Source organism: Polyangium spumosum (assembly GCF_009649845.1).
GTDB classification, from domain to species: domain Bacteria; phylum Myxococcota_A; class Polyangia; order Polyangiales; family Polyangiaceae; genus Polyangium; species Polyangium spumosum.
Genome location: NZ_WJIE01000001.1, coordinates 823,106 through 842,912, shown reverse-complemented (window position 1 = coordinate 842,912; position 19,807 = coordinate 823,106). Strand labels below are relative to the sequence as shown.

17 protein-coding genes are annotated in these 19,807 nt (G+C 69.8%); 7 read left to right on the top strand and 10 right to left on the bottom strand.

The features are described 5' to 3' along the window. Positions 1 to 5 precede the first annotated feature (5 nt). Entirely contained in the window at positions 6 to 587 is a 582-nt protein-coding gene (locus GF068_RS03610) for a hypothetical protein (RefSeq protein WP_153817856.1), read from the top strand. A gap of 428 nt (positions 588 to 1,015) precedes the next feature. Here the strand turns inward: GF068_RS03610 and GF068_RS03605 are convergent, their stop codons facing one another. The 4 genes from GF068_RS03605 to GF068_RS03590 all read right to left on the bottom strand — a co-directional run bounded on the left by GF068_RS03605 (position 1,016) and on the right by GF068_RS03590 (position 4,509). Next, positions 1,016 to 2,068, bottom strand: coding sequence for an MBL fold metallo-hydrolase (locus tag GF068_RS03605; protein ID WP_338046204.1), 1,053 nt, complete (start codon positions 2,066 to 2,068; stop codon positions 1,016 to 1,018). Continuing rightward, positions 2,065 to 2,754 carry a TVP38/TMEM64 family protein gene (locus tag GF068_RS03600; protein WP_338046203.1) on the bottom strand — a complete coding sequence of 230 codons (690 nt, stop codon included), beginning with the start codon at positions 2,752 to 2,754 and terminating at the stop codon, positions 2,065 to 2,067. The genes GF068_RS03605 and GF068_RS03600 overlap by 4 nt, the downstream gene beginning before the upstream one ends. A gap of 31 nt (positions 2,755 to 2,785) precedes the next feature. Continuing rightward, a complete protein-coding gene (locus tag GF068_RS03595) occupies positions 2,786 to 3,781 on the bottom strand; it encodes a hypothetical protein (protein WP_153817853.1) in 996 nt (331 codons plus the stop codon). Between the two features lie 134 nt (positions 3,782 to 3,915). Continuing rightward, positions 3,916 to 4,509, bottom strand: coding sequence for a hypothetical protein (locus GF068_RS03590; protein ID WP_153817852.1), 594 nt, complete (start codon positions 4,507 to 4,509; stop codon positions 3,916 to 3,918). Positions 4,510 to 4,857: 348 nt separating this feature from the next. Between GF068_RS03590 and GF068_RS03585 the strand changes: the two genes are divergently transcribed. The 4 genes from GF068_RS03585 (at position 4,858) to GF068_RS03570 (ending at position 8,999) form a co-directional block, all read left to right on the top strand. Further along, a complete protein-coding gene (locus tag GF068_RS03585; RefSeq protein ID WP_153817851.1) occupies positions 4,858 to 6,276 on the top strand; it encodes a tetratricopeptide repeat protein in 1,419 nt (472 codons plus the stop codon). Positions 6,277 to 6,419: 143 nt separating this feature from the next. Further along, positions 6,420 to 7,079 (top strand): hypothetical protein, encoded by a 660-nt coding sequence (locus GF068_RS03580; RefSeq protein ID WP_240806585.1) that lies wholly within the window; start codon positions 6,420 to 6,422, stop codon positions 7,077 to 7,079. A gap of 14 nt (positions 7,080 to 7,093) precedes the next feature. Further along, entirely contained in the window at positions 7,094 to 8,365 is a 1,272-nt protein-coding gene (locus GF068_RS03575) for a c-type cytochrome (protein ID WP_338046202.1), read from the top strand. Between the two features lie 70 nt (positions 8,366 to 8,435). Then, positions 8,436 to 8,999 carry a c-type cytochrome gene (locus tag GF068_RS03570; RefSeq protein WP_153817850.1) on the top strand — a complete coding sequence of 188 codons (564 nt, stop codon included), beginning with the start codon at positions 8,436 to 8,438 and terminating at the stop codon, positions 8,997 to 8,999. A 3-nt stretch (positions 9,000 to 9,002) separates the two neighbouring features. Here the strand turns inward: GF068_RS03570 and GF068_RS03565 are convergent, their stop codons facing one another. The 6 genes from GF068_RS03565 to GF068_RS03540 all read right to left on the bottom strand — a co-directional run bounded on the left by GF068_RS03565 (position 9,003) and on the right by GF068_RS03540 (position 17,097). Next, positions 9,003 to 9,767 carry a hypothetical protein gene (locus GF068_RS03565; protein ID WP_153817849.1) on the bottom strand — a complete coding sequence of 255 codons (765 nt, stop codon included), beginning with the start codon at positions 9,765 to 9,767 and terminating at the stop codon, positions 9,003 to 9,005. An 8-nt stretch (positions 9,768 to 9,775) separates the two neighbouring features. Next, a complete protein-coding gene (locus GF068_RS03560; RefSeq protein ID WP_153817848.1) occupies positions 9,776 to 10,657 on the bottom strand; it encodes a phytanoyl-CoA dioxygenase family protein in 882 nt (293 codons plus the stop codon). 68 nt (positions 10,658 to 10,725) lie between these two features. After that, complete coding sequence (locus tag GF068_RS03555; protein ID WP_153817847.1) at positions 10,726 to 11,787, bottom strand: Ig-like domain-containing domain; 1,062 nt, start codon at positions 11,785 to 11,787, stop codon at positions 10,726 to 10,728. Positions 11,788 to 11,807: 20 nt separating this feature from the next. Then, positions 11,808 to 13,472, bottom strand: coding sequence for an alginate export family protein (locus GF068_RS03550; RefSeq protein WP_153817846.1), 1,665 nt, complete (start codon positions 13,470 to 13,472; stop codon positions 11,808 to 11,810). 63 nt (positions 13,473 to 13,535) lie between these two features. Continuing rightward, complete coding sequence (locus GF068_RS03545; protein ID WP_153817845.1) at positions 13,536 to 16,244, bottom strand: bifunctional serine/threonine-protein kinase/ABC transporter substrate-binding protein; 2,709 nt, start codon at positions 16,242 to 16,244, stop codon at positions 13,536 to 13,538. A 91-nt stretch (positions 16,245 to 16,335) separates the two neighbouring features. Then, positions 16,336 to 17,097 (bottom strand): glutathione S-transferase family protein, encoded by a 762-nt coding sequence (locus GF068_RS03540; protein WP_153817844.1) that lies wholly within the window; start codon positions 17,095 to 17,097, stop codon positions 16,336 to 16,338. A 114-nt stretch (positions 17,098 to 17,211) separates the two neighbouring features. On the opposite strand from GF068_RS03540, the gene GF068_RS03535 reads away from it, so the two are divergent. Beyond that, positions 17,212 to 18,765 (top strand): sugar ABC transporter ATP-binding protein, encoded by a 1,554-nt coding sequence (locus GF068_RS03535; protein WP_170319287.1) that lies wholly within the window; start codon positions 17,212 to 17,214, stop codon positions 18,763 to 18,765. Next, positions 18,762 to 19,787: an ABC transporter permease subunit gene (locus GF068_RS03530; protein WP_170319218.1), complete on the top strand. Its 1,026-nt coding sequence runs from the start codon at positions 18,762 to 18,764 to the stop codon at positions 19,785 to 19,787. The genes GF068_RS03535 and GF068_RS03530 overlap by 4 nt, the downstream gene beginning before the upstream one ends. Positions 19,788 to 19,807 lie beyond the last annotated feature (20 nt).

The window sequence follows — 19,807 nt, the reverse complement described above, 5'->3', positions numbered from 1 at the left end:
CGAACATGCAAGCCCGCGTCCTCTCCCTCTCCGCCCTGCTGGCGCTCCTCCTTGCGCCTGCGGCTGGGCTTGCCGAGGAGCCCACCGCGCCGCCTGCCGCCAAGGTGTTCCCATCCCCTGCGCCTCGCGAGGTCTGGTATGGCTGGCAGACGTTGACCATTGCGGGCGCGTCGCTCGGCGTGGGGACGTTTCCTGCGGCGTTGTTCGGCGTGCATCCTTATGTCTGGCCGCTCGGGCTCGGGGGCGTCGTTTTGGGTGGGCCCATCGTCCACTGGAAGCACGGGCGGGTCGGGCGGGGTTTTGCGGTGCTCGGGATGAACGTGGGCGGGGCGGCGCTGGGGATGGGCCTCTCCATGCCGGTCGGCTGCGTCTTCGAGAAATGTGACGGGATCTATTTCCAGTACCTCTGGGCCGGGAGCTACCTGGGTGCGCTCATCGGGGTGGCCATCGACGCGGCCTTCCTCTCGAAGTACGAGCCGCCCGAGCCGCGAGAGGCCGCGTTGCTGCCGCGCGGGTTCGAATCGATCACGCCGATGATCGACGTCCGGCCGGATCGGACGGTGCTCGGGGTGCGGGGGTTGTTCTGAGGTCGAGGGGAGGGCGGTGAAGAGAGGTCCGGCCACCTGAAGTCACGTTTGGGGCTTGCCCAAAGAGAGGTCCGGCCACCTGAAGTCACGTTTGGGGCTTGCCCAAAGAGAGGTCCGCCCGCCCGGACCCCCGTATGGGGAGCCCCCAAAGACAACTCCGGCCGCCCGGACCTCCGTTTGGGGAGCCCCCAAAGACAACTCCGGCCGACCGGACCCCCGTTTGGGGACCCCCCAAAGACAACTCCGGCCGGCCGGACCTCCGTTTGGGGAGCCCCCAAAGACCACCCCGGCTCGCCGGACCTCCATTTGGGGCGCCCCCAAAGACCACCCCAGCTCTCCGGACCCCTGTTTGGGGTGCCCCCAAAGCCAGCTCCCGTCGCTCCGACCTCTGTTTGGGCTATTTTCTGTGAGCAGTCCAACGAGACGAGTCACCCGACCCGTTCGCGAGCGCCGTCCACGGCGCGCCACCACGGCGTCGGCGCGTCGACGTGCTCGGGCTCGAAGACCGCTCCGATCTGCGGCGTGACGATACGCAGGCGCCGCTCGGTGGCCAGCGAGAGCAGCGTCTCGGCCGGATCGTCCCAGTCGTGCAGGGCGAGGTTGAACGTGCCCCAGTGGACGGGCAGGAGCGTGCCGCCCCCGAGCATCTCGAACGCGGCGAGCGCATTCTCGGGGCCGAGGTGAATGGCGCCCCACGCCGGGTGATATGCGCCGACCTCGAGCATCACCAGGTCGAAGGGGCCGTGCGTCCGGCCCACGTCCGCAAAAGCGGGGGTCAGCCCGGTGTCGCCGGAGAAAAAGACCTTGCGCCGCTCGGTCTCGACGACCCACGAGGCCCACAAGGTCCTGTTGCGGCTCGTGAGCCCGCGGCCCGAGAAGTGCTGCGCGGGGGTGGCCGTGAAACGAACGCCGCCGACCTCGATATGCTCGTGCCAGTCGAGCTCGGTGATACGCTCGGGGTCCACGCCGAGCTCTTCGAGGTGCGCGCCTACGCCGAGGGCGGTGACGATGGGGACACGCGTGCGGGCCAGCGCCGCGACGGTGGGGGCGCAGAGGTGGTCGAAATGGTCGTGCGAGAGGAGGACGGCGTCGAGCGGCGGCAGCTCGTCGAGCCCGGCCGGCACGGGGTGGAAGCGCTTCGGGCCGGCAAACGAGACGGGCGAGACACGCTCGCCGAACACCGGATCGGTGAGGACGCGGCGGCCGTCGAGCTCGAGGAGGACGGTGCTATGGCCGAGCCAGGTGACACGCAGGCCGGTCTCGCTCGGGCGGGCCCAGGCCTCGTGAGGGCGCGAGACGGGCAGGGGGCCCTTCGGCGTGCGCCGGCCGCCACGAAAAAAAAACTCGCCGAGCAATGGCAAGCTCGAGCCCTCGAGATCGGGGGTCGCGCCCGAGGGATTGACGAACCTGCCGTCCTTGAACTGCGCGGAGGCGCGCGCCCGCTCGAGGCGAAGCCCTTTTTGACGCCGAGGATCGTTCACGAGGGGAGAGCCTTCTGCATGGAGCGGCGGGTGAAGAACCAGAAGAGACCCAAAACGACGACCAGCACGGCGCCCACGCCGATCCATGCAGAGGGAGGCGCGTCGCGCATGGCGTCGAAGACCTTCTCGCCAAAATAGGAGGTCGCCAAAAGGGGCAGGAAGTACCCGGCCAGAGAGCCCCAGAAATGCGTCTGGAACCGCACGCGGGAGACGCCGAAGAACACGTGCAGCATCGGCGGCATCCAGAAGAGGAAGCGCAGCAGGAACACGGTGAAAAACGCCCGCTTCGCGAGGGCCTCGTCGTAGGCGCGGAAGCGCGCCGGCACGAGCTTCGCGACCCAATCACGCGCGACGAAACGCGCGAACGAGAAGCCCACCACGCTCGCCGCCATCGTGCCGGCCATGGAGAGCACGAACGCCACAGGCCACGGCCAGATGAGCGGCGCCGCGAGGACGAAGATCGTGCCCGGCACGCCGAAGGGCTGGAGCGCGGCGTACGCCGCCACGAACGCGACATACCCCCACGGCCCGAGCTCCACGAGCGCCTGCTTGATCCGCGCGGGCTCACCGAAGACCTCGAACAGGCCGAGGCGCTGCGCCACGAAGAGCCCGAGGGCCACCGCGGCGACGGCGGCGATCTTCGCGTGGCGGAGCGAGCGGCTTGCCGTGGGCTCGGGTGGTCGCACGTGTCGAGGTTGACGATGCAAGACGAGGCTGTCAACGACGGCGTTCGAGGATCGCGTCGACGGTCGCGATGTCGATTTCGGGATTGAAGCTCGCTCTCGTCACGCGATCGGGGGGCAGGATCAGGAAGTCGGGGTGGTCCCAGCGCGAGTTCTCGGTCCACGCGCCTTCACGTACCAGGAAGCGGTCCCCCACCCACACGCCGCGGAGGTCGTAGGTGTATTCGCGCGTCGTCGCCTCCGTACCGACGTGATCGTAGGATTCCACGTCCGGGGAGGCCACGAACACGACGGTGCGGACATGGACGACGTCGCGCGCCGATGCGTCACGCTCGATCTTCGTGATCGCCTTGTAGACGGGCACGTTCCAGACCTCGTATCCCGCGTCCTTGTCCATGATGAACGGGCGCTGCTTCTGGAAGAGCTCCCTGACGAGAACGCGGTGGAACACGTGCGGCAAGATGTCCTCGTATTCGTCGTCCCATGCGCCGTCGTTGCGATCGCCGACGGTCGGCGGGTCCTTCACGGCCTCGTAGGTCTTGAGGAGCAGCGCCTTGAGATCACCGACCGCGAAGTGCAGCGAACCGTGGGTGACCTCCCCTTTTGGCTCCGGCTCCAGGATCGAGGCGAGCGCCCACGCGTAACACAGGCCCGACCACGAACTGGCGTGCCTGCCGTACAGGTTTTCACGCTCGTAAGCTGCTGCCGTCGTCGTCTTCCGCAGGACCGTGCTGCTGTAGCGATCGTACTTCTGGAGGGGCGAGAGCTCCCCGTCTCGCTCGGCGAAGAGGAAATCGTCCCAGGTCGGAAACCACCAGGACGACCAGGGCTTGATCGTGGCTTCCCCGGAGCGCTCGCCTGCCATTACCTCGAGCCTCTGTGCGCCCTCATCCGCGTCGCGCAGGCCCATTTCCTCCGCGGAGACCTCCACGGCGTCATCCTCGCTCGGTGCGCCGTCCTCGCCGCACCCCGCGAGCGCCACCGCGCCGATACACACCAGGACCAGGAAGGTACGAACATTCGATGCCATCCGTAGAGCTCCTCTGCTTGCGGGCTGGTTTCGGCGTCCCTGGACTGCGAGAGCCGCGGGGGGAAGTGCCGGAGAGGCCGATTGCTCGTGGCCTCCCCGGCGCGGTCCGTCATCTGGAGTGGCGGTTCGGCCTCCTACTCCTGCTCCAGTCCAGCACCTTCCTTGGAGCTGACGATCAGACTGTCTCTCGTCGCGCAGACCTGGAGGGCAGCACCTGTCGCCTGCTCATCCACGACGACCCATGCTTGACGGGCGCCCTTCATCGTCTCCCTGCAGAGAGCGGCGGCGCTCTCGGCATACAAGACCTGCTCGCAGGATGGGGTCACCTCACGGCTGCTCCTCCGCGTGATCTGGACAAATGTCGTGCAGCCTTGATCCGTGGTTTCGTGCACGAACTGCCCCCCGGAGACATTGCCCTTCGTGGATGTCAGCTCGGCCCGGAGCGAGGCGTATCCTTCCAGCGAGATGTCGACGTCCTCCGCCATCCACGCAAGCGTCGTTTGCTCACACCTGATTTTGATGTTCTCCGGTGCGATCTGGAAGCCCATGTCGCCCGGGCGCGCGCAGGCCACCTTGAACTGCTCGAACGTCATCTCCTTGTACCACGAGGGGATGGCACTTCGAGGGCCCTTCTCCGCGGCGAGCGCGTCCGAGCCGGCCGCGTCCATGAAAGCGAGCGAGCCAAAAGCGGACACGGCCAGACCGATTGCAAAAATACGTTTCAACATGTGGATCCTCCTGTTTCCGTTGCAGAGAGCGCCTCCCATCGAGGTGCCCACACCCCACGTCGCATAGCAATCGCTTGGCCCACGACGCATACAGCTGAGCGTTACGCCGTCGCCTCCGCTCCTTCGGATAGGCCAGGGTTCTCCACCTCGAGCGCGTGCATGGACTGCTGAGCGCGCAGCACAGGCGCATCCACGGGCGCGCCACTCCGCCTCCGCCCCCACTTCCCTTCCGTCGTCCCCCGTCCACCTTCCCCGGGTGACGGACTCCGGGAGAGCACCCCCCCACGGCGCGACCGCTCCTGCTTGTCGCTTCCGCTCCCGTCCCCCCTCGTTTACCTTCCCCCCGCGATGGAGCCCCTCACCCCCGACGCCCTCCGCGAGGCCCTGTTCAACGCCGTCGATGAAGGCGACCTCGACCACCTCTCCGCCCTCTGCGAATCCCACGAGCAAGCCATCTGCGACGCCTTCCCCGGCTGGCGCACCGTCCCCGAGCCTTTTCGCGCCGGCCCTCGGCTCCGCTGGTACATCCAGGGCTTGACCTCCGTGGCCCAGCACATGGCCGCCCTGCGAGGCCGCCCCGAGCTCTTCGCCGCGCTCACCACCGTCCCCGACGACACCCAGGAGCTCCTGAAGCGCCTCGAACAGGCCCTCGCCGACGTCGACGCATTCGCCGCCCAGGGCCGCTACGAGGACGCCGAGCTCGCCGCGCGCGCCGCCCTCCTCGAAGGCAAGGGCCACAAGGGGGGCCACCAGGCCATGCTCACCGGCCGCCTCGGCGAGTGCCTCTTCCACACCGGCCGCGTCGAAGGCGCCCGCGCTCCCTTCGAGGAGACCCTCGCCCTCTGCGAGGAGTCCGGCGACGATCAGGGCTCCCTCGCCGCGCTCTTCTCCCTCTTCGAGGTCCACCGCTACCTCGGCGAAACCGCCGAGGCCGCCGCCCGCGCCGAGCGTATCGCCGACATCCTCGAGCGCCTCGGCGACGCCGACGAGGCCCGCGCCTTCCGCCGCCGCGCCGCGCGTGTCCGGGCCGGCGAGCCTCGTTGCCGCGTCGTCGCCATCGTCAACGACAGGCCCGTCGAGCTCGACGAGCTCGCAGGCCTCCAGGGCTCCGTCCAGTTCATCTACGAGCGCAACCGCCCCGAGCTGCGCGTCTCCTCCATCGCCACCGAGGAGGGCGAGCGCCTCGGCGCCGCGCGCGAGTTCGTCCGCGCCCTCGAGGCCTTCCGCCGCGGCGCCGCCGCCGATCGCCACAACCCTTCGCCCGTCTACCAGGCCGGCGTCACCTGCCTCTTCATGGGCCGCCCGGCCGAGGCCGCCGAGCTCTTCCGCAAGACCGAAGAGCTCGCCCCGGGCTGGTTCCGCTGCCGCGCCTACCGCTTCCTCGCCGAGCGGATCGCCGCCGGCGCCGTTGATCCCGAGGTCTTCGCCCTGCTCTCCGAGCTCGACCGACCCGACCTCGACCCGACCGAAAAGGCCCGCCGCGCCGAGCAGGCCCTCGCCAAGGCCGACCTCGGCCTGCTCCACCTCGCCCTCGGCGACGCCCTCGCCGCGCAGCGAAAAAACCTCGAAGCCCGCGCGGCCTACCGCCGTGGCCTCGACATCGCCGAGGAGCCCGACGTCCGCACGCAGCTCCTCGTCAAGCTCGGCAACCTCGTCGACGACCCTGCCGAGCGGGTCCGCCTCTACCGGGACGCCGTCGCCCTGGGCGGAAACCTCCTCTTCGCCGCCGTCGCCCGCCTCTCGCTCGCGTCTCTGCCTTCGGCCTGAAAGATCCTCGCCTCGGCGTGCGTTTTTCCTCCGCACCCCGCCGCCGGAACTTCTCGCAAAACTTTTTCGCGCGAAGGCTGTCACAGAAGAACCACCTGCTCCGATACCCGGCTGAACCGCTCGTCACGCCAGAGGAGGTTTTAATGCTCACCATCAAGGGTCTCGCCGTTCGTTTTGCCCTCGGTCTCGCTGCTCTCGCCGCCATCCCGGCCGTCTCGAACGACGCGCGAGCGTGTGGCGACGTCTTCATCCCCGAGATCGACCATCGCATCCAGGGCCTCGCGAACGCCGAGAAGACCATGCGGGATGGGAAGATCGTGGCCTCGGCGCAGTCGATCGTGCGCATGTTCCCCGAGATCCGGAACATCAACCCCGGCAAAAACGGCATGCTCCAGCGCGCCCAGCGCACGCTCGCCGTCGCCCTCGTGCGCGCCGACGGCGGCATCGACCTCGACCCGACCTGGCGCGGCAAGACGCCCGAGCAACGCGCCAAGAACGTGGCCTGGGCCGTCTCCGCGCTCGAGCGGCTCCGCGCCGACCGCAAGAACGATCCGTCCGTCGACACGGATCTCGGCGAGGCGCTCGCCAAGGTCTCCGGCCGGAAGGAAGAGGCGCGTGGTTTGCTCCAGGGCCTCGCCGACCGCGATCTGATGGCCACGCCGCAAGGGTACGCCGCCCTCGGCCGCCTCCAGCACGAGGCGGGCAACGAGGCCGCCCGCGACGCCGCCGTGAAGCGCTGCAGCACGATGGCGAAGGACAGCTCGATCTGCGATGTGCCCACGTCGCAGGGCGGCCAGAGCTGATCCTCCTCGAAAAGGTGTCCTCCGTGCCCCGCGCGCTCGTCCTCGTCAGTCTGGTCCTCCTCCTCCTCGGCTGTCGCAAGGACGAGCGCGCGGAGGCACCTCCTACCGCTCCCTCCGCGAGCGGGACGACCCTCGCCCAGGCAAATGGGCCTCCCGAGCCCCCGCCCGGCGACCCCGAAAAAGGAAAAACCCTCGTCGCCAAGTTCCAGTGCAACCGCTGCCACGAGGGCACCGGCCTGGAGAACCCCGCGCTCGATCAGGATTGCGTCCGCTGCCACCAGGAGATTCACGCCGGCACGTACAAGGCCTCGCCGACGACGCTGGCGAAGTGGCAAAAGACCATCGTCCACTTCCGCGAGACCCCGTCACTCGCCAACATCGGCGGCCGATTGCGCCGCGGATTCCTCGAACAGTTCCTGCTCGAGCCCCGCGACCTGCGCCCGCACCTCGACACCACGATGCCGCGCCTCGAGATCACGCCCGAGGAGGCGCGTGACGTCGCCGCGTGGCTGACGGCTTCGGCGGCGAAGGCCCCGGCCGTCTCGCTCGACGGCGCGAGTATCGAGAAGGGCAATACGCTCTTCGAGGCGAAGGGCTGCCGCCAGTGTCACGAATACACGGGCGCCCCGCGCGCCGCGCTCCCGGCCGGCGTGGCGGACCTCGAAGGAAAAGGCGAACGGATGGCCCGCGCGCTCGCCCCGGATCTGCGGTACGTCCGGGATCGGATGGCGCCCGGCGAGCTCGTCCGCTGGCTCGACGATCCGAAGGCGCAAAAGCCCGATACCCTCATGCCGAAGACGCCGCTCACGTCGGAGGAGCAGCGCGACCTCGCGGCTTTCCTGCTGCGCGTCGAGCTCGCGCCAAAAATCGCGAAGATCATCCCGCCGCGCCTGCCCGTGCTCGACCGGAAGGTGACGTACGAGGAGGTGAGCCGCCGCGTCTTCCGCGACACCTGCTGGCATTGCCACGCCGAGCCCGATTACGCGATCGGCGACGGCGGGCCGGGCAACACGGGCGGGTTCGGGTATCGGCCCCGGGGCCTGAACCTCGCCGAATACGAGGGCATCCAGGCCGGCTACATCGACGAGAAGGGCGAGCGCCGCAGCGTCTTCTCGCCGATGCCCGACGGCACCCCGCGCCTCGTCTATGCGATGCTCGCCCGCTACCGCGAGGAGGCCGGACAAACCGACCCGGCCCTCCGCGGGATGCCGCTCTCCTTGCCCCCGGTCACGCCGGAGGACATCCAGCTCGTGGAGACCTGGATCGCCCAGGGAAGGCCGCAGTGAGCGCGTAAAACGCGCACGTCCCCTGCGCGCACGGCCGGGCGGGCGCCCCGCTTGCATGGACGGTCGGCGCATGCACGGGCGACGTCTCCTCACCCTCGTACTTTCGTGCCTGATCTCCGCGTGCGCCGCCGAGGAGGCGGGAGAGCCCGGAGAGACGAGCACGCCGCTCGACGAGCGGGCCGAGATCGGGCTCCAGATCGCGCCCGTGCCGCTGAAGCTCGAGGGCGCGGATCGAGATGTCGTGGGGCTCGGGAGTTATCTCGTCAATGCGGCGTCCGCGTGCGTCGATTGCCATAGCTGCCCGACGTACGCGCCGGGCGAGAGCCCGTTCACCGGCGGGCGCGGCCGGCTCGACGCGGCGAATTACCTCGGCGGCGGCGTGCCGATGGGGCAAGGGATCGTCGCCCCGGGCCTCACGCCCGATACGAACGGCTTGCCCGGCGGGCTCACGCGTGAGCAATTCGTGGCGGCCATGCGCACGGGGAGGAGCCCGCACCAGCCCGATCACGTCCTCCGGGTCATGCCGTGGCCGCTCTATCGGCACCTGTCCGACCAGGATCTCGGCGCGATGTACGAATACCTGCGCGCCATCCCGCCCGCGCAGCCGGGCACGTGCACGCGACCGGGCGAATGAACGTCAGCCCGGCGCAGGCTCCGCGAGTTGCCTCGGGAACTGCTTCACCGTGAACACGTGCCGCGCCGCGGAGGCCGGATCCGCCGGCAATCGGCAGAAATAACGCATCGACGTCCGCAACGACCCGAACGTGCGCTCGAGATCCTCCCAGTGCGCCCCGCCCTCCACGTTCGAGCGCAGGGGCGGGGGCGCCGCCGGGCTCCTCCGGAATGCGCGCACGTATTCGAGCAGTCGCCCGTGGTATTCGGGCTCCTCCACGATCGCGGCGATCGCCTCCCTCCGCGGGTGCGTCCCCTGGAGCATCGCCTCGACCTGCCGCTCGAGCTCGACGAGCCCGTCCTCCCACATGCCGAGCAGCTCCAGATCGTACCGCGGGTTCGCGTGCACGACCTGCATCAAATGGCCGATCACGCCGTCCCGCGTGCTGAAGAAGCCGACGGGATCCGCGAGGGAGGCCGGCTCGTCGAGGAAACGCAGGACCTGGTGGAAGGTGTAATCGATGCCGATGGATCGGTAATATTCGGACGACGCGGGCGAGATCCAGAACCGCAACATGTCGAGGGAGCCCACGACGAGCTGGATCCGCCTCGGCGCCGCGTCGATGAGCCCCGCCCGCTCGAGGCGCGAGAGGCGCGCGTCGAGCTCGCGCCCATCACCGTACGCCAAGAGGATCTGCGCGAATCGCGTGATCTTCCCGGCCATCGCCGCGGGGCTGCCCGCCGCGCGCGCGAGCAATCGAAGGGGTGAATCCGTGCGCCGCGGCGTCACGTGTTCCCTCAGAACCGCGCGAAGCGCCGCAGCCGGAAGTACACCGGCATCGGGCTGTCCTCGTGCTTGAGGATCTCCGGCCCCTCCATCAGGGGCACGTACATCACGCGCCGCTGGCTCGCGTCACCCGTCACGCTCGCCTCCGCGACTCGGTGCCAGATGCGGCCGTCGTGGATCGTCAGATCACCCGCCTCGGCCTCGAGCGCGTATTCGCCCGGATCCGGGTCCGTATCCATGAAATGGATCTTGCGCGTCAGCATCGGCCAGAGGCCCTGGTTGTGGGAGAACGGGATCAGCCGCACGCCCCCCTTCGTCAGCGGCGAGTCGTCGAGGTAGAACCCGACGTTCAGGTAACGCCGCGGCATCTCGAAATAGAAGAGATCACGCAGGCTGTCCGTGTGCCAGCCGAGCCGCTTGTAGCTCGACCCCTCCTCGCGCCGGTAATGGTTGATGACGAGCCCGTCCCGCTCCCGCTCGCCGATCCGGTAACCCGGGCCCGCGATCTCCAGGATCGCCTTGAAGCGTGGATCCTGCAGGAACGTGTGCAGGCGCTCGCCGAACGTGGACGCGAAGCACATGCGCTGGATGAAGCCGCGGCCGTCCTTGCGCTTGCCGATGATGAGCGGGACGCCGTTGATCACCGTCCGCCCCTCGGCGACCAGGCGCGCGTCGATCGCCTCCACCTCCTCGACGAGCTTCTGCACCTCGGCCCGCGGCAGGAAGCCCTTGAAGCGGATGAACCCGAACGTGTCGAGGAACTCCGCCTGCTCCGGCGTCAGCCGCTCGCCGAGCTCGAAGCGCGGCATCTGGATGCAGCGGTTCATCGGCGGCACGGCCGCGCTCGTCGGTCTCCCCGGGGCCTCGGGCTTCTCGATGGTCGTCGTGGTCATGGTCTCGGCTCTTTACCAAATTTCCCGGCCGTTTACGCCCGCTCGCGTGTCACGAGTCGGTCAGGGAATCAGGGAGCGGCCGGCGGGTCGGGGATGTCCGCGGGCGCCTCGTCCGCCGACACGATCCGCCCGACGAGGTTCCCTTCGCCCTTGCCGCTCGGCGTCGTGCCGATGAGCACGTTGTCCGCCTCCAGCGTGCCCGTGCCGCGCAAGATACCGTTCGCATCGGGGGCGAACTCGGCCGTGAGCGTGACGTTTCGCAGCGTGACCGGCGGGACCTGCACGACCACGTCCGTGGGCGCGGTCGCGAACACCACCTTGCCGCCCGCCTGGTCCACGGCGCAGCCGTCGATCGTGAACGAGTAACCCGTGGGCGGGGTGCCGTTCGGCACGTAATCCGAATGCTCGTCCGGCGTGCCCGCGCGCTCGGAGGGCGGGACGCATTGCGGCGCGGGCAAGAGGCGGCAGACCTCGCTGCTCTTGCAGGGCGTCGGGCAGACCTGGGTCTTGTCGCGATCGGCGTTCGTGGCCTGCCCGCGCACGCGCCCCGTGGCGGGATCGACGTAGAACGCCGCCCAGAGCTGGACCTGCGTCTGCAGCGGCTTCTCGATGTCCGCGAGCAGGAAGTATTTCCCGGTCGGGAAGACGGTCGAAGGCGCGTCGCACTCGAGCTTGAACGTGTAGCCGAAGAGCAGGCGCTTTCGGACCTTCGTGACGTTGCCCGCGAGATCGGCGAGGCCGCCCTCGATCACGAGCGCGAGCTTCGGGCCCACGGGCAAGGGCGCGCTCGGCCGCATCACGAGCGTCGCGCCGTCGTCCACGAGCTCGGCCTCGCCGCCCTCGACGACGCCCTTCGTGAACGAGAAGAACTTCTCCGGCTCGCTCTCCTGATCGGCGTCCTCGTCGAAGAGGTTGCCCTCCACGTCGGTCTCGAAGCGGATGACCTTCACCTCGAGCGTCGCGGGATCGACGGGCTCGGAGAACGCGAGGACGAGCGGCGCCGTCGCGTCTTCGAGCGAGCCGTCCTCGGCGCCGACGATACGCGGCTGCGGGGGGCCATCGTAGAGCTCGCAGCCGGCGAGCGGCGCCGCGAGCGAGAGCAAGAGGAGCGAGAGGGGGAGACGTCGCATGTCCGTGGGCTCCGCGGGTCCTAGAAGAAAAACGTGGTGCGGCCCTGGAGGAGGACGCTGCGGACCGCGCCGTCGTCCTCGTCCCGCAAGGCGTCGCCGGGGAAGAGCACCGCGCCCTCGAGATCGAAGAGGAAGTGATCGAGGTAGCGGTAGGAGATGCGCCCGTCGAGCTCCGTGCCCCAGTAGTTGCCGGGTTTGCCGCCGGAGAAGTTCACGAGGTCGTCCTCGATCGTGTTGCCGTCGCGGGCGAGCAGGGAGTTGATCGGATCGACGGCGGGCGCCGCGGTGAACGCGAAGAGCACGCCGCCGCGCAACGTGAGGCCGCGGATCGGGCGGATGTCGAACTGCGGGAAGAGCGCGATCGCGTTCGTGAAGGCGCCGCGGTTGTAGACCGAGTCGGAGGGGAAGCTCGGCGCGCCGAGGCGGGTCAGGAGCTCGGTGCCCGCGGCCGCGATCCGCGCCGTCTGGAAGGCGAGGACGTGCTCGAAGAGCAAGAGGCCCACGTTCGCGTCCTCGGCGAAGAGGAACTGCGTGAGCGGCGTGCGGTTGTTCGGATCGGCGTCGCCCGAGGCGTAGTCGAACTCGAGGTAAGCCGTGAACTTGGGCTTGTCGTAGCGGACGACGGCGCGCGCGCCGCCCTGCAGGATCTGCTGATCGACGACGGGATCGTTCGTGATGTAGCTGTTCGCCACGGCGATCTCGCGCGTCGAGCCCACGTTCATCGCGCCCTCGGCGGTGACGTGGAAATCGCCGAAGCGGGCGTTCGCCTTCAGGCCGAAGCTGTTGATGCTGGAGCTGTTCGCGTCGTCCCAGCGGTGCACGTAGTAGCCGCCGAGGAAGACGTCGCGCGCCGGGCCGAGGCGCGGCGCGAGGTAACGCACGGCGACGTCGAACTGCTGCACGTCGTCCGCGAAGAGCTGCACGCTGTCGGTGACCCACCGATCGTAGGCGAGCGCGAGGATCAGGCCCCGGTTCTCGGAGGTGTCGCGCTCCTCCTTGGGCTTGAAGGCCTCGAGGGGCTTGGTCGCGAAGAGGACACGATCGACGAGGTTGCCCTGGCGGCTGAAGCCGAAGCGGTTCGGTCGGCCATCACCGTCCGCGGCCTGGATGCCGGTGCCGCTGTTCGCGGCCTGGCGGCCCACGCGCAAGAGGCCGATCGGGAGCACGACGTCGCCGTAGGCCTTGCGGAACCGGATCTGCTCCTGCGAGCAGAGCGTGTAGCCGTAATGGTCGGCGTTCAAAGGATCGGGCCCGCTCAGGCCCACGCAGGGCGCCGTGACGTTGGGGCTGCGGGCGTTGACGTTCGTCCCGAAGTTCGGCTTGGGGCCGCCGGCGAGCGTGCCGTTGTCACCCCAGAGCACGCCGTCGAGCATGTCGGCCGAGGCGTAGAGGCGCACCTTGTCGAGGTAGTCGACGCCGACGTCGAGGCGCAGGCGGTGCTCGATCCAGCTCACGCGCCGGTTCGACTCGCTGTTCAGCGCGACCGGGTTCACGTAGAGCAGGTTCGCGCGGTACTCGGCGCCGGCCCGGAAGCCGAACTTGTCGAGCGCGTAACGCGAGCCCTGGCCCTTCGTGTCCGGCTCGGACCACGCCTCGGTTTGCGCGTGTGCTTCTCCCACCCCCACGGAGAGCGAGAGGGCGAGGGCCAAAGGGACCGAGGCGAAGAGGGCGGCAAGCGTTCGCATGGCTCGGGAAGATCCGCACGGTATCCGTACAAGGCCCGCGCGCGCAACGCCTTGCTCGCGCCGTCACGGACAACGCATCGCGCCTTCGAGCTTGCCGGTCCTGGCGCGGTAGACGAGCCCCGCGTCGACCGCGACGCGTCGCTTCGGATCGAGGCAATACACCGCGAAATCGACGGTGGCGTCGCCGGTCTCCGCGTCGAAGTCGAGCGAGGTCTGCGCGCCCGCGAGGTCGATGTTCTTGCCCGCGCGCAGGGCCTTGATCGCGGGGTAGATGCCGCCCTGGCCGACCTCGATCGGCTCGCCGGGCGGGACGAGGCGACGCACGGCGCGCGCGAGGTTCCGGCCGGTGACGGGCTCGTCGCCGAGCGCGATGGCGGCGTACGCGACGGCGTAGAACGCGTCGTACGGGGCGCTCGTGGCGCCGTACGGCGTCACCTGCTCGGGGAAGATCTCGTTGTGGTGCACGACGAACTTCGCGAGCGCCGGGCTCACGGCGGCGTCGACGCTGAGCAGGCGGCGCGACGCGTCGGGGCGCTCTCCGATGAGCGCGAGGAAGCGGTCGGACGCGAGCGAGCCCGACATGACGTAATACGGCCGGAAGGGCAGGCGCTTCGGCCAGCGCTGCTCGAGCTCGACGAGGAAACGCGCGCCCGATCCCGCCTCGAAGACGACGTGCGGCGCGAACGCGCCGATCGCCTCGATCACGGGGCCGAACGAGCCCTCCGATTGCCCCGTGAGCCGATCCTCCACCACGAACTGGCGCAGATCGTCGCCGTTCTCGGCGGCGCTCTTGCCGTTCCAGCGCAGGACCGAGAGCAGCTTGTCCGCGTGGCTCACGCCCGACGCGTTGTCCACGCGCACGATGGCCACGCGCAGCCGCTCGCCCGGGCGCAGGAGGCCGGGGCGCTTGCGGATCTCCGGCTCGAGCACGCCCTCGAGGAACGCGGCCTTCGCGCCCGTCGACATCGTCGCGCTCGTGGTCACGCGCAGGACGAGGCGCGGATCTCCCGGCGCCTGGGCGATGTCCGTGAGCATCGAGGCGGTGTTCGAGGCGAACGCGAGTACGCCCTTCGGGAGGAAAAACGAGCTCGCGAGGTCGAGGACCTCCTTGCTGCGCGCGAAGCCGAGGACCGCGGGCACGCCGACGTCCTCGACGAGGTGCGACGCCGCGCGCTCGGCGTCCTCGGTGTCGTCGCAGAGCACGATCCCGAGCGGGCGCGGCTTTCCCCCTCCGCTCGTGGGCGGCAGCCCGCCGGTCAGGCTCGCGAAATCGCGCCGGGCGAGGTCCACGGCGCGCACGGCTTGTTGCCCGTACGACGAGCCTTTTTCCTCGTCGTGCGGGTACATCGCGCCGATCCAGATCGTGCTGTCGTTCGTGACGTCGCCCTTCTCGGCGAGCACGCTGCACTGATCGGTCTCGAGCGCGACGCAGGCGCCGCGGTCCTTGCGGCAGATGGCCTTGCCGCCCGCCTTGTCCGCGCAGTCCGCGTTCGTCGTGCACTCGCTCGTGTGTGTGGGAGGCGGCGCCATCTCGGTCGGCGCCGTGCGGCTCGATCGGGCCACGAAGAGCACGAGCAGCGTGGCGATCATGCCGAGGGCGGCCGACATCATGAGCAGCCCTCGTGCGCGGTTGGGATCCTCGGGCGGCTCGCGCGTGGGCGTCGACGACAGCGGCTCGCTGACCGTGTTCTGCGCCGCTCCCTCGATGGGCGCGGCCGCAGGCGCGAGCGAGGGCGGGCGCGGCGTGCCCTCGTTGGCAGGCGGCGCGTCGAGGACCGTCTCCACGAGGTCGGGCCGCGGCCGTGACGTGCGCGCCGACGCGGGCTGCAGCGAGATGCGGCTCGACGAAGGCATGGCGAGCGAGCTCAGCGAGCTCATGCTGCTGCGAGGCGCCATGAGGGAGAGGGCCTCGCCGTAGACCGCGGCGTGGGCCGAGCCGATCGCGTCGCGCATCTCGCGCGCGTCCTCGAACCTGTCGTGGCGCGAGTACGCGAGGGCCTCGTCGATGACGCGCGCGACCTCGCGCGGCACCTCGGGCGCGACGTCGCCGATGCGCGGGGCGGGCTTCGTCGCGGTGCTCGTGAGCAGCTCCGTCGCGCGGCTCGCGTCGTGGACGAGCCTGCCCGTGATGAGCGTGAACATCGTCGCGCCCACGGCCCAGAGGTCGGTGCGCGCGTCGATGGAGCCGCGGTCGCCGAGCGCCTGCTCGGGCGGCATGTACGCGGGCGTGCCCGCGACGCCGCCGGGGCCCTCCTCGTCGGCCACGCGCGCGATGCCGAAGTCGAGGATCTTCAGCGTGCCGTCGGACGTGAGGAACACGTTCTCGGGCTTGATGTCGCGGTGGACGATGCCCTTGTCGTGCGCGGCGGCGAGCGCGTCGCAGAGCGCGTGTCCGATGGCGAGCACGTCGCGGCAGGGGAGGTGTCCTCCCCCGCGCCTGCGCCGCTGATCGAGCGTCTCGCCTTCGAGCAGCTCCATCACGAGGAACGGGCAGCCGTCGTCGGAGACGTCGTCGTCGAGCACGCGCACGGCGCCGGGGTGCTCGATCGAGTTCGCGACGTAACCCTCGCGCACGAAGCGCTCGCGCTGCGTCACGCTCGCCGAGAGCTCGGGGTGGAGGATCTTGACGGCCACCCGGTGGCCGTTGCGATGCACGGCGAGGTAGACCGTGGCCATGCCGCCCACGCCGAGCACGCGCTCGATGCGGTATTTGTCCCGGAGCGTTCGGCCGACGCGGCGTTCGGCTTGCTCTCGGGCGGCGGAGGGGGGCATGGCGAAACGGAGGATACCCGATCAGGGAATTTCCGGAACGGGGGCTTCGCCGCAATGCGCTAAATATCGGTGAGGACAGACACGCGGGGGCTCAGGCTCGCGCCCGCCGCCAATCCCGGAACACCCGGGCCACGAACTTCCCTGCGGGTGTTTCTTGCCAGGCGCGCATCCGTGAGGTGGCCTCCGCGGGCAACGCGTCGAGCGAGCAGAGTGGTGCGCCGTACTCCGGCGGGGCCAGGACCACCGCGGCGAGGCTCGCGAAGGTGATGTCGGCCATGGTCAAGGCGTCGCCGACCAGGAAGGGGCGGCCGTCTTCGACCTTCTTGCCGATCTCCTCGAACATCCGCTCGATCTTGCCGAGGGATCGCTCGGCGCCGTCGGCCGTGATGCGCATGGCCTTGCGCATGCCGACGCGGACGACGGGGAAAAAGATCGGCAGCAGCCGCTTCTCGAGCGCCGGCGCGGGCTGCATGGCCGACAGGCGTTTCACGAGGTCGCTGTCCGGCAGCATGTAGAAGTAGACCCACCGCCGGGTGTGTGGCCCGAGGTCCTCGTCGAAGTGATCCTCGAGCGCCTCGATCTCGCGGCGCTCGACCTCGGTTTTCCCGTAGAGGTTCGCCTCGGGCGCGCGGCGGTCGGCCCACCTGGCGATGTCCGTCGAGTCGTTGATCGCGCCCTCGTCCGTGATGAGCGACGGCGCGCTGCGACGACCCCCCGCGCGGCGCACGGCGAGCGCGTGGAAGGCGGGCAGGTGGCCGGACTCGCGGTACGGGATGCCCGCGCGATCGAGCGTCCACCGAGCCTTCTCGCAGTAGTGGCTGAAGGTGATCGTGACGAGCAGAGGGGAAGACATGGCTCGTCATGTACCATGCGACGCTGGACGGATCGCTCGACTTTCCGTCTCCCGCCCTGGCGCCCTTCCACCCTTCCGTACCGGCCCCCCTCGCATTACCCTTCGCTCGCCCGCATGGCCGAGCCCGCTCCCTCCATCGCCCCGGTCGTCCGCATGGAGCACATCACCAAGCGGTTCGGCCGGGCGACCGTCCTCGACGGCGTCTCGCTGGAGCTCCGCGCCGGCGAGGTGCACGCGTTGCTCGGGGAAAATGGCGCGGGCAAGAGCACGCTGCTCAAGATCCTCGCCGGCGTGTACACGGACCACGGGGGCACGATTTTCATGGGCGGCGAGCCCGTCCGTCCCCGCTCGCCGGCGCACGCGCTTGCGCTCGGGATCGCCGTCATTCACCAGGAGCTCTCGCTCCTGCCGGCGCTCTCCATTGCGGAGAACCTCTTCGTCGAGCGGCCCCTCGGTCGATTTGGCCTCATCGATCGCGGCAAAGAGCGGGCTCGCGCGCGGGCGGTGCTCGCCGAGGTGGGCCTCGATCTCGACCCGGATCTGCTCGTCGAGCGCCTCTCGCTCCCCGAGCGCCAGCTCGTCGAGATCGCGCGGGCCCTCGGCCGCGGCGCGCGTGTGCTCATCATGGACGAGCCCACGAGCGCGCTCGCCGGCCCCGCGATTGAAAAGCTCTTCGAGCTGATTCGCGGATTGCAGGCGCGTGGCGTCGCCGTCGTGTACGTCTCGCATCGCATGGAGGAGATCGAGCGGATCGCCGACAGGCTCACTGTGCTGCGGGACGGCCGCGTCGTGGGTGCTGCGCGGGTGAGCGAGGTCCCGCTCGTGCAGGTCATCACGTGGATGCTCGGGCCTCGCGGCGCCGCGTCCGGAGCCGCGCCGGCCCCGCCATCGCCTTCCCCCCGCGCGGAGATCCTCGCGGTCGAGGCGCTCTCCGTCGATCCGGCCACCGGCGGCAGGCCGCTCGTCGACCGCGTCTCGTTTGCCGTATTCGCCGGGGAAATCGTGGGGCTCTTTGGGCTCTCCGGGGCGGGCGCGAGTGAGCTCCTGCTCGGGCTCTCCGGGGCGCTTGGTTCGGGCCGCGCGCGGGCCAAGGAAATCCGCCTGTCCGGCGTGCCCGTTCGAATGGGATCCCCGCGCGAGGCGAGGGCGCTCGGCGTCGCGTTCGTCCCTGCAGATCGCAAGACCATGGGCCTCGTCCCCGGCATGACCTCCGAGCACAATGGTACAATGGTAAAACTCCCGGCGCTCTCGCCGCTCGGGCTGCTCCGCCCCGGGCGCGAGCGGCGCGCGGCCCTCGCCATGGCGACCGACGTTGGGCTCCGGCCCGAGGCGCTCGCCATGGATGTGGCCACGCTCTCGGGCGGCAATCAGCAGAAGGTCGTGCTCGGCAAATGGCTGCTCGAAGGGCCCCGCGTGCTCCTTTGCGACGAGCCCACGCGTGGGGTCGACGTCGGCGCCAAGGCCGAGATCCACGCCCGGATCCGCGCGCTCGCCGCCTCCGGCGCGGCCGTCGTCGTCGCGGGCTCCGACGCGCGCGAGATCGCCGAGCTCGCAGATCGTGTCCTCGTGCTCCGACGAGGCCGGATCGTCGCCGAGATCGCGCGGCCCGAAGCGAGCCCGGCCGCGCTGCTCGCCCTCGCCATGGGCCACGACGAGGCGCACGCGTGATCAACAAAGAACAATCCCTCGAAGCCCCCGCGGCGCGTCCCTCCGGAAAAAATGCGCAATGGACGCGCTCCACCCTCGCGCGTGCCCTCTTCTCGCTCGCCCTCGTCCTCGCCCTCGGCGTCGTTTTCCCTGCCGAGGGCGCCTTCTTTCGCCTCGGCACCCACCAGGGCGCTTGGCGACAGGCCTCGGTCGTCGGCATCCTCGCGTGTGGCCTGCTCCCCGTCATCCTCGCGGGTGGGATCGACCTCTCCGTCGGCAGCGTCCTCGGCCTCTCGGCCGTCGTCGCGGCGAAACTCAGCATTCACGAAGGCGCCCCCGCCTGGCTCTCCGTCTTTTGCGTGCTCGCCATCGGCGCCACGTGTGGGGCCGCCTCGGGCGCGGTCGTCGCGTTTGCGCGTGTGCAGCCCTTCGTCGCCACGCTCGCGATGATGGTCTTCGCGCGGGGCCTCGCGAAGACGGCGAGCGGCGGAACCAAGGTCGCGACGGCCGTGCCCGGCCCCGACGGCGCGCTCCATTATGTCGACGTCCCGCCGCTCTTCCGCGCGCTCGACGCCCAGGTCTTCGGCGGCGACGTCGCCGCCGTCACGCTCGTCTTTCTGGCCATCGCCGTCGTCGTGGGTTTTTTTTGCGCCCGCCACAGGATCGGCCGGTACTGGTATGCCGTCGGAGGCAACGAGGAGGCTGCGCGATTGTCCGGCGTCCCGGTGCGCGCCACGAAGATCCTCGCTTACGTGATCTCCGGCCTCTGCGCGGCGGCTGCCGGCATCTGCCAGGCGGCGCAGGAGCAGCAGGGCGACCCCGAGGCGGGCGTCACGTACGAGCTCACGGCCATTGCGATGGTCGTCATCGGCGGCACGAGCCTCAAGGGCGGCCGCGGGGGGATGGGGCTCACGTTGCTCGGCATCTTGACCATTGGTTACCTCGACAAGATCCTCAGCATCAACGCCGTGCCGGAGGCGAGCCGGCTGATGCTCACGGGCGCCATCGTGATCGTCGCGGCGGTCGCCCAGAAGAACTCCTGAAGGGCGCCTGGAGGCTGCCC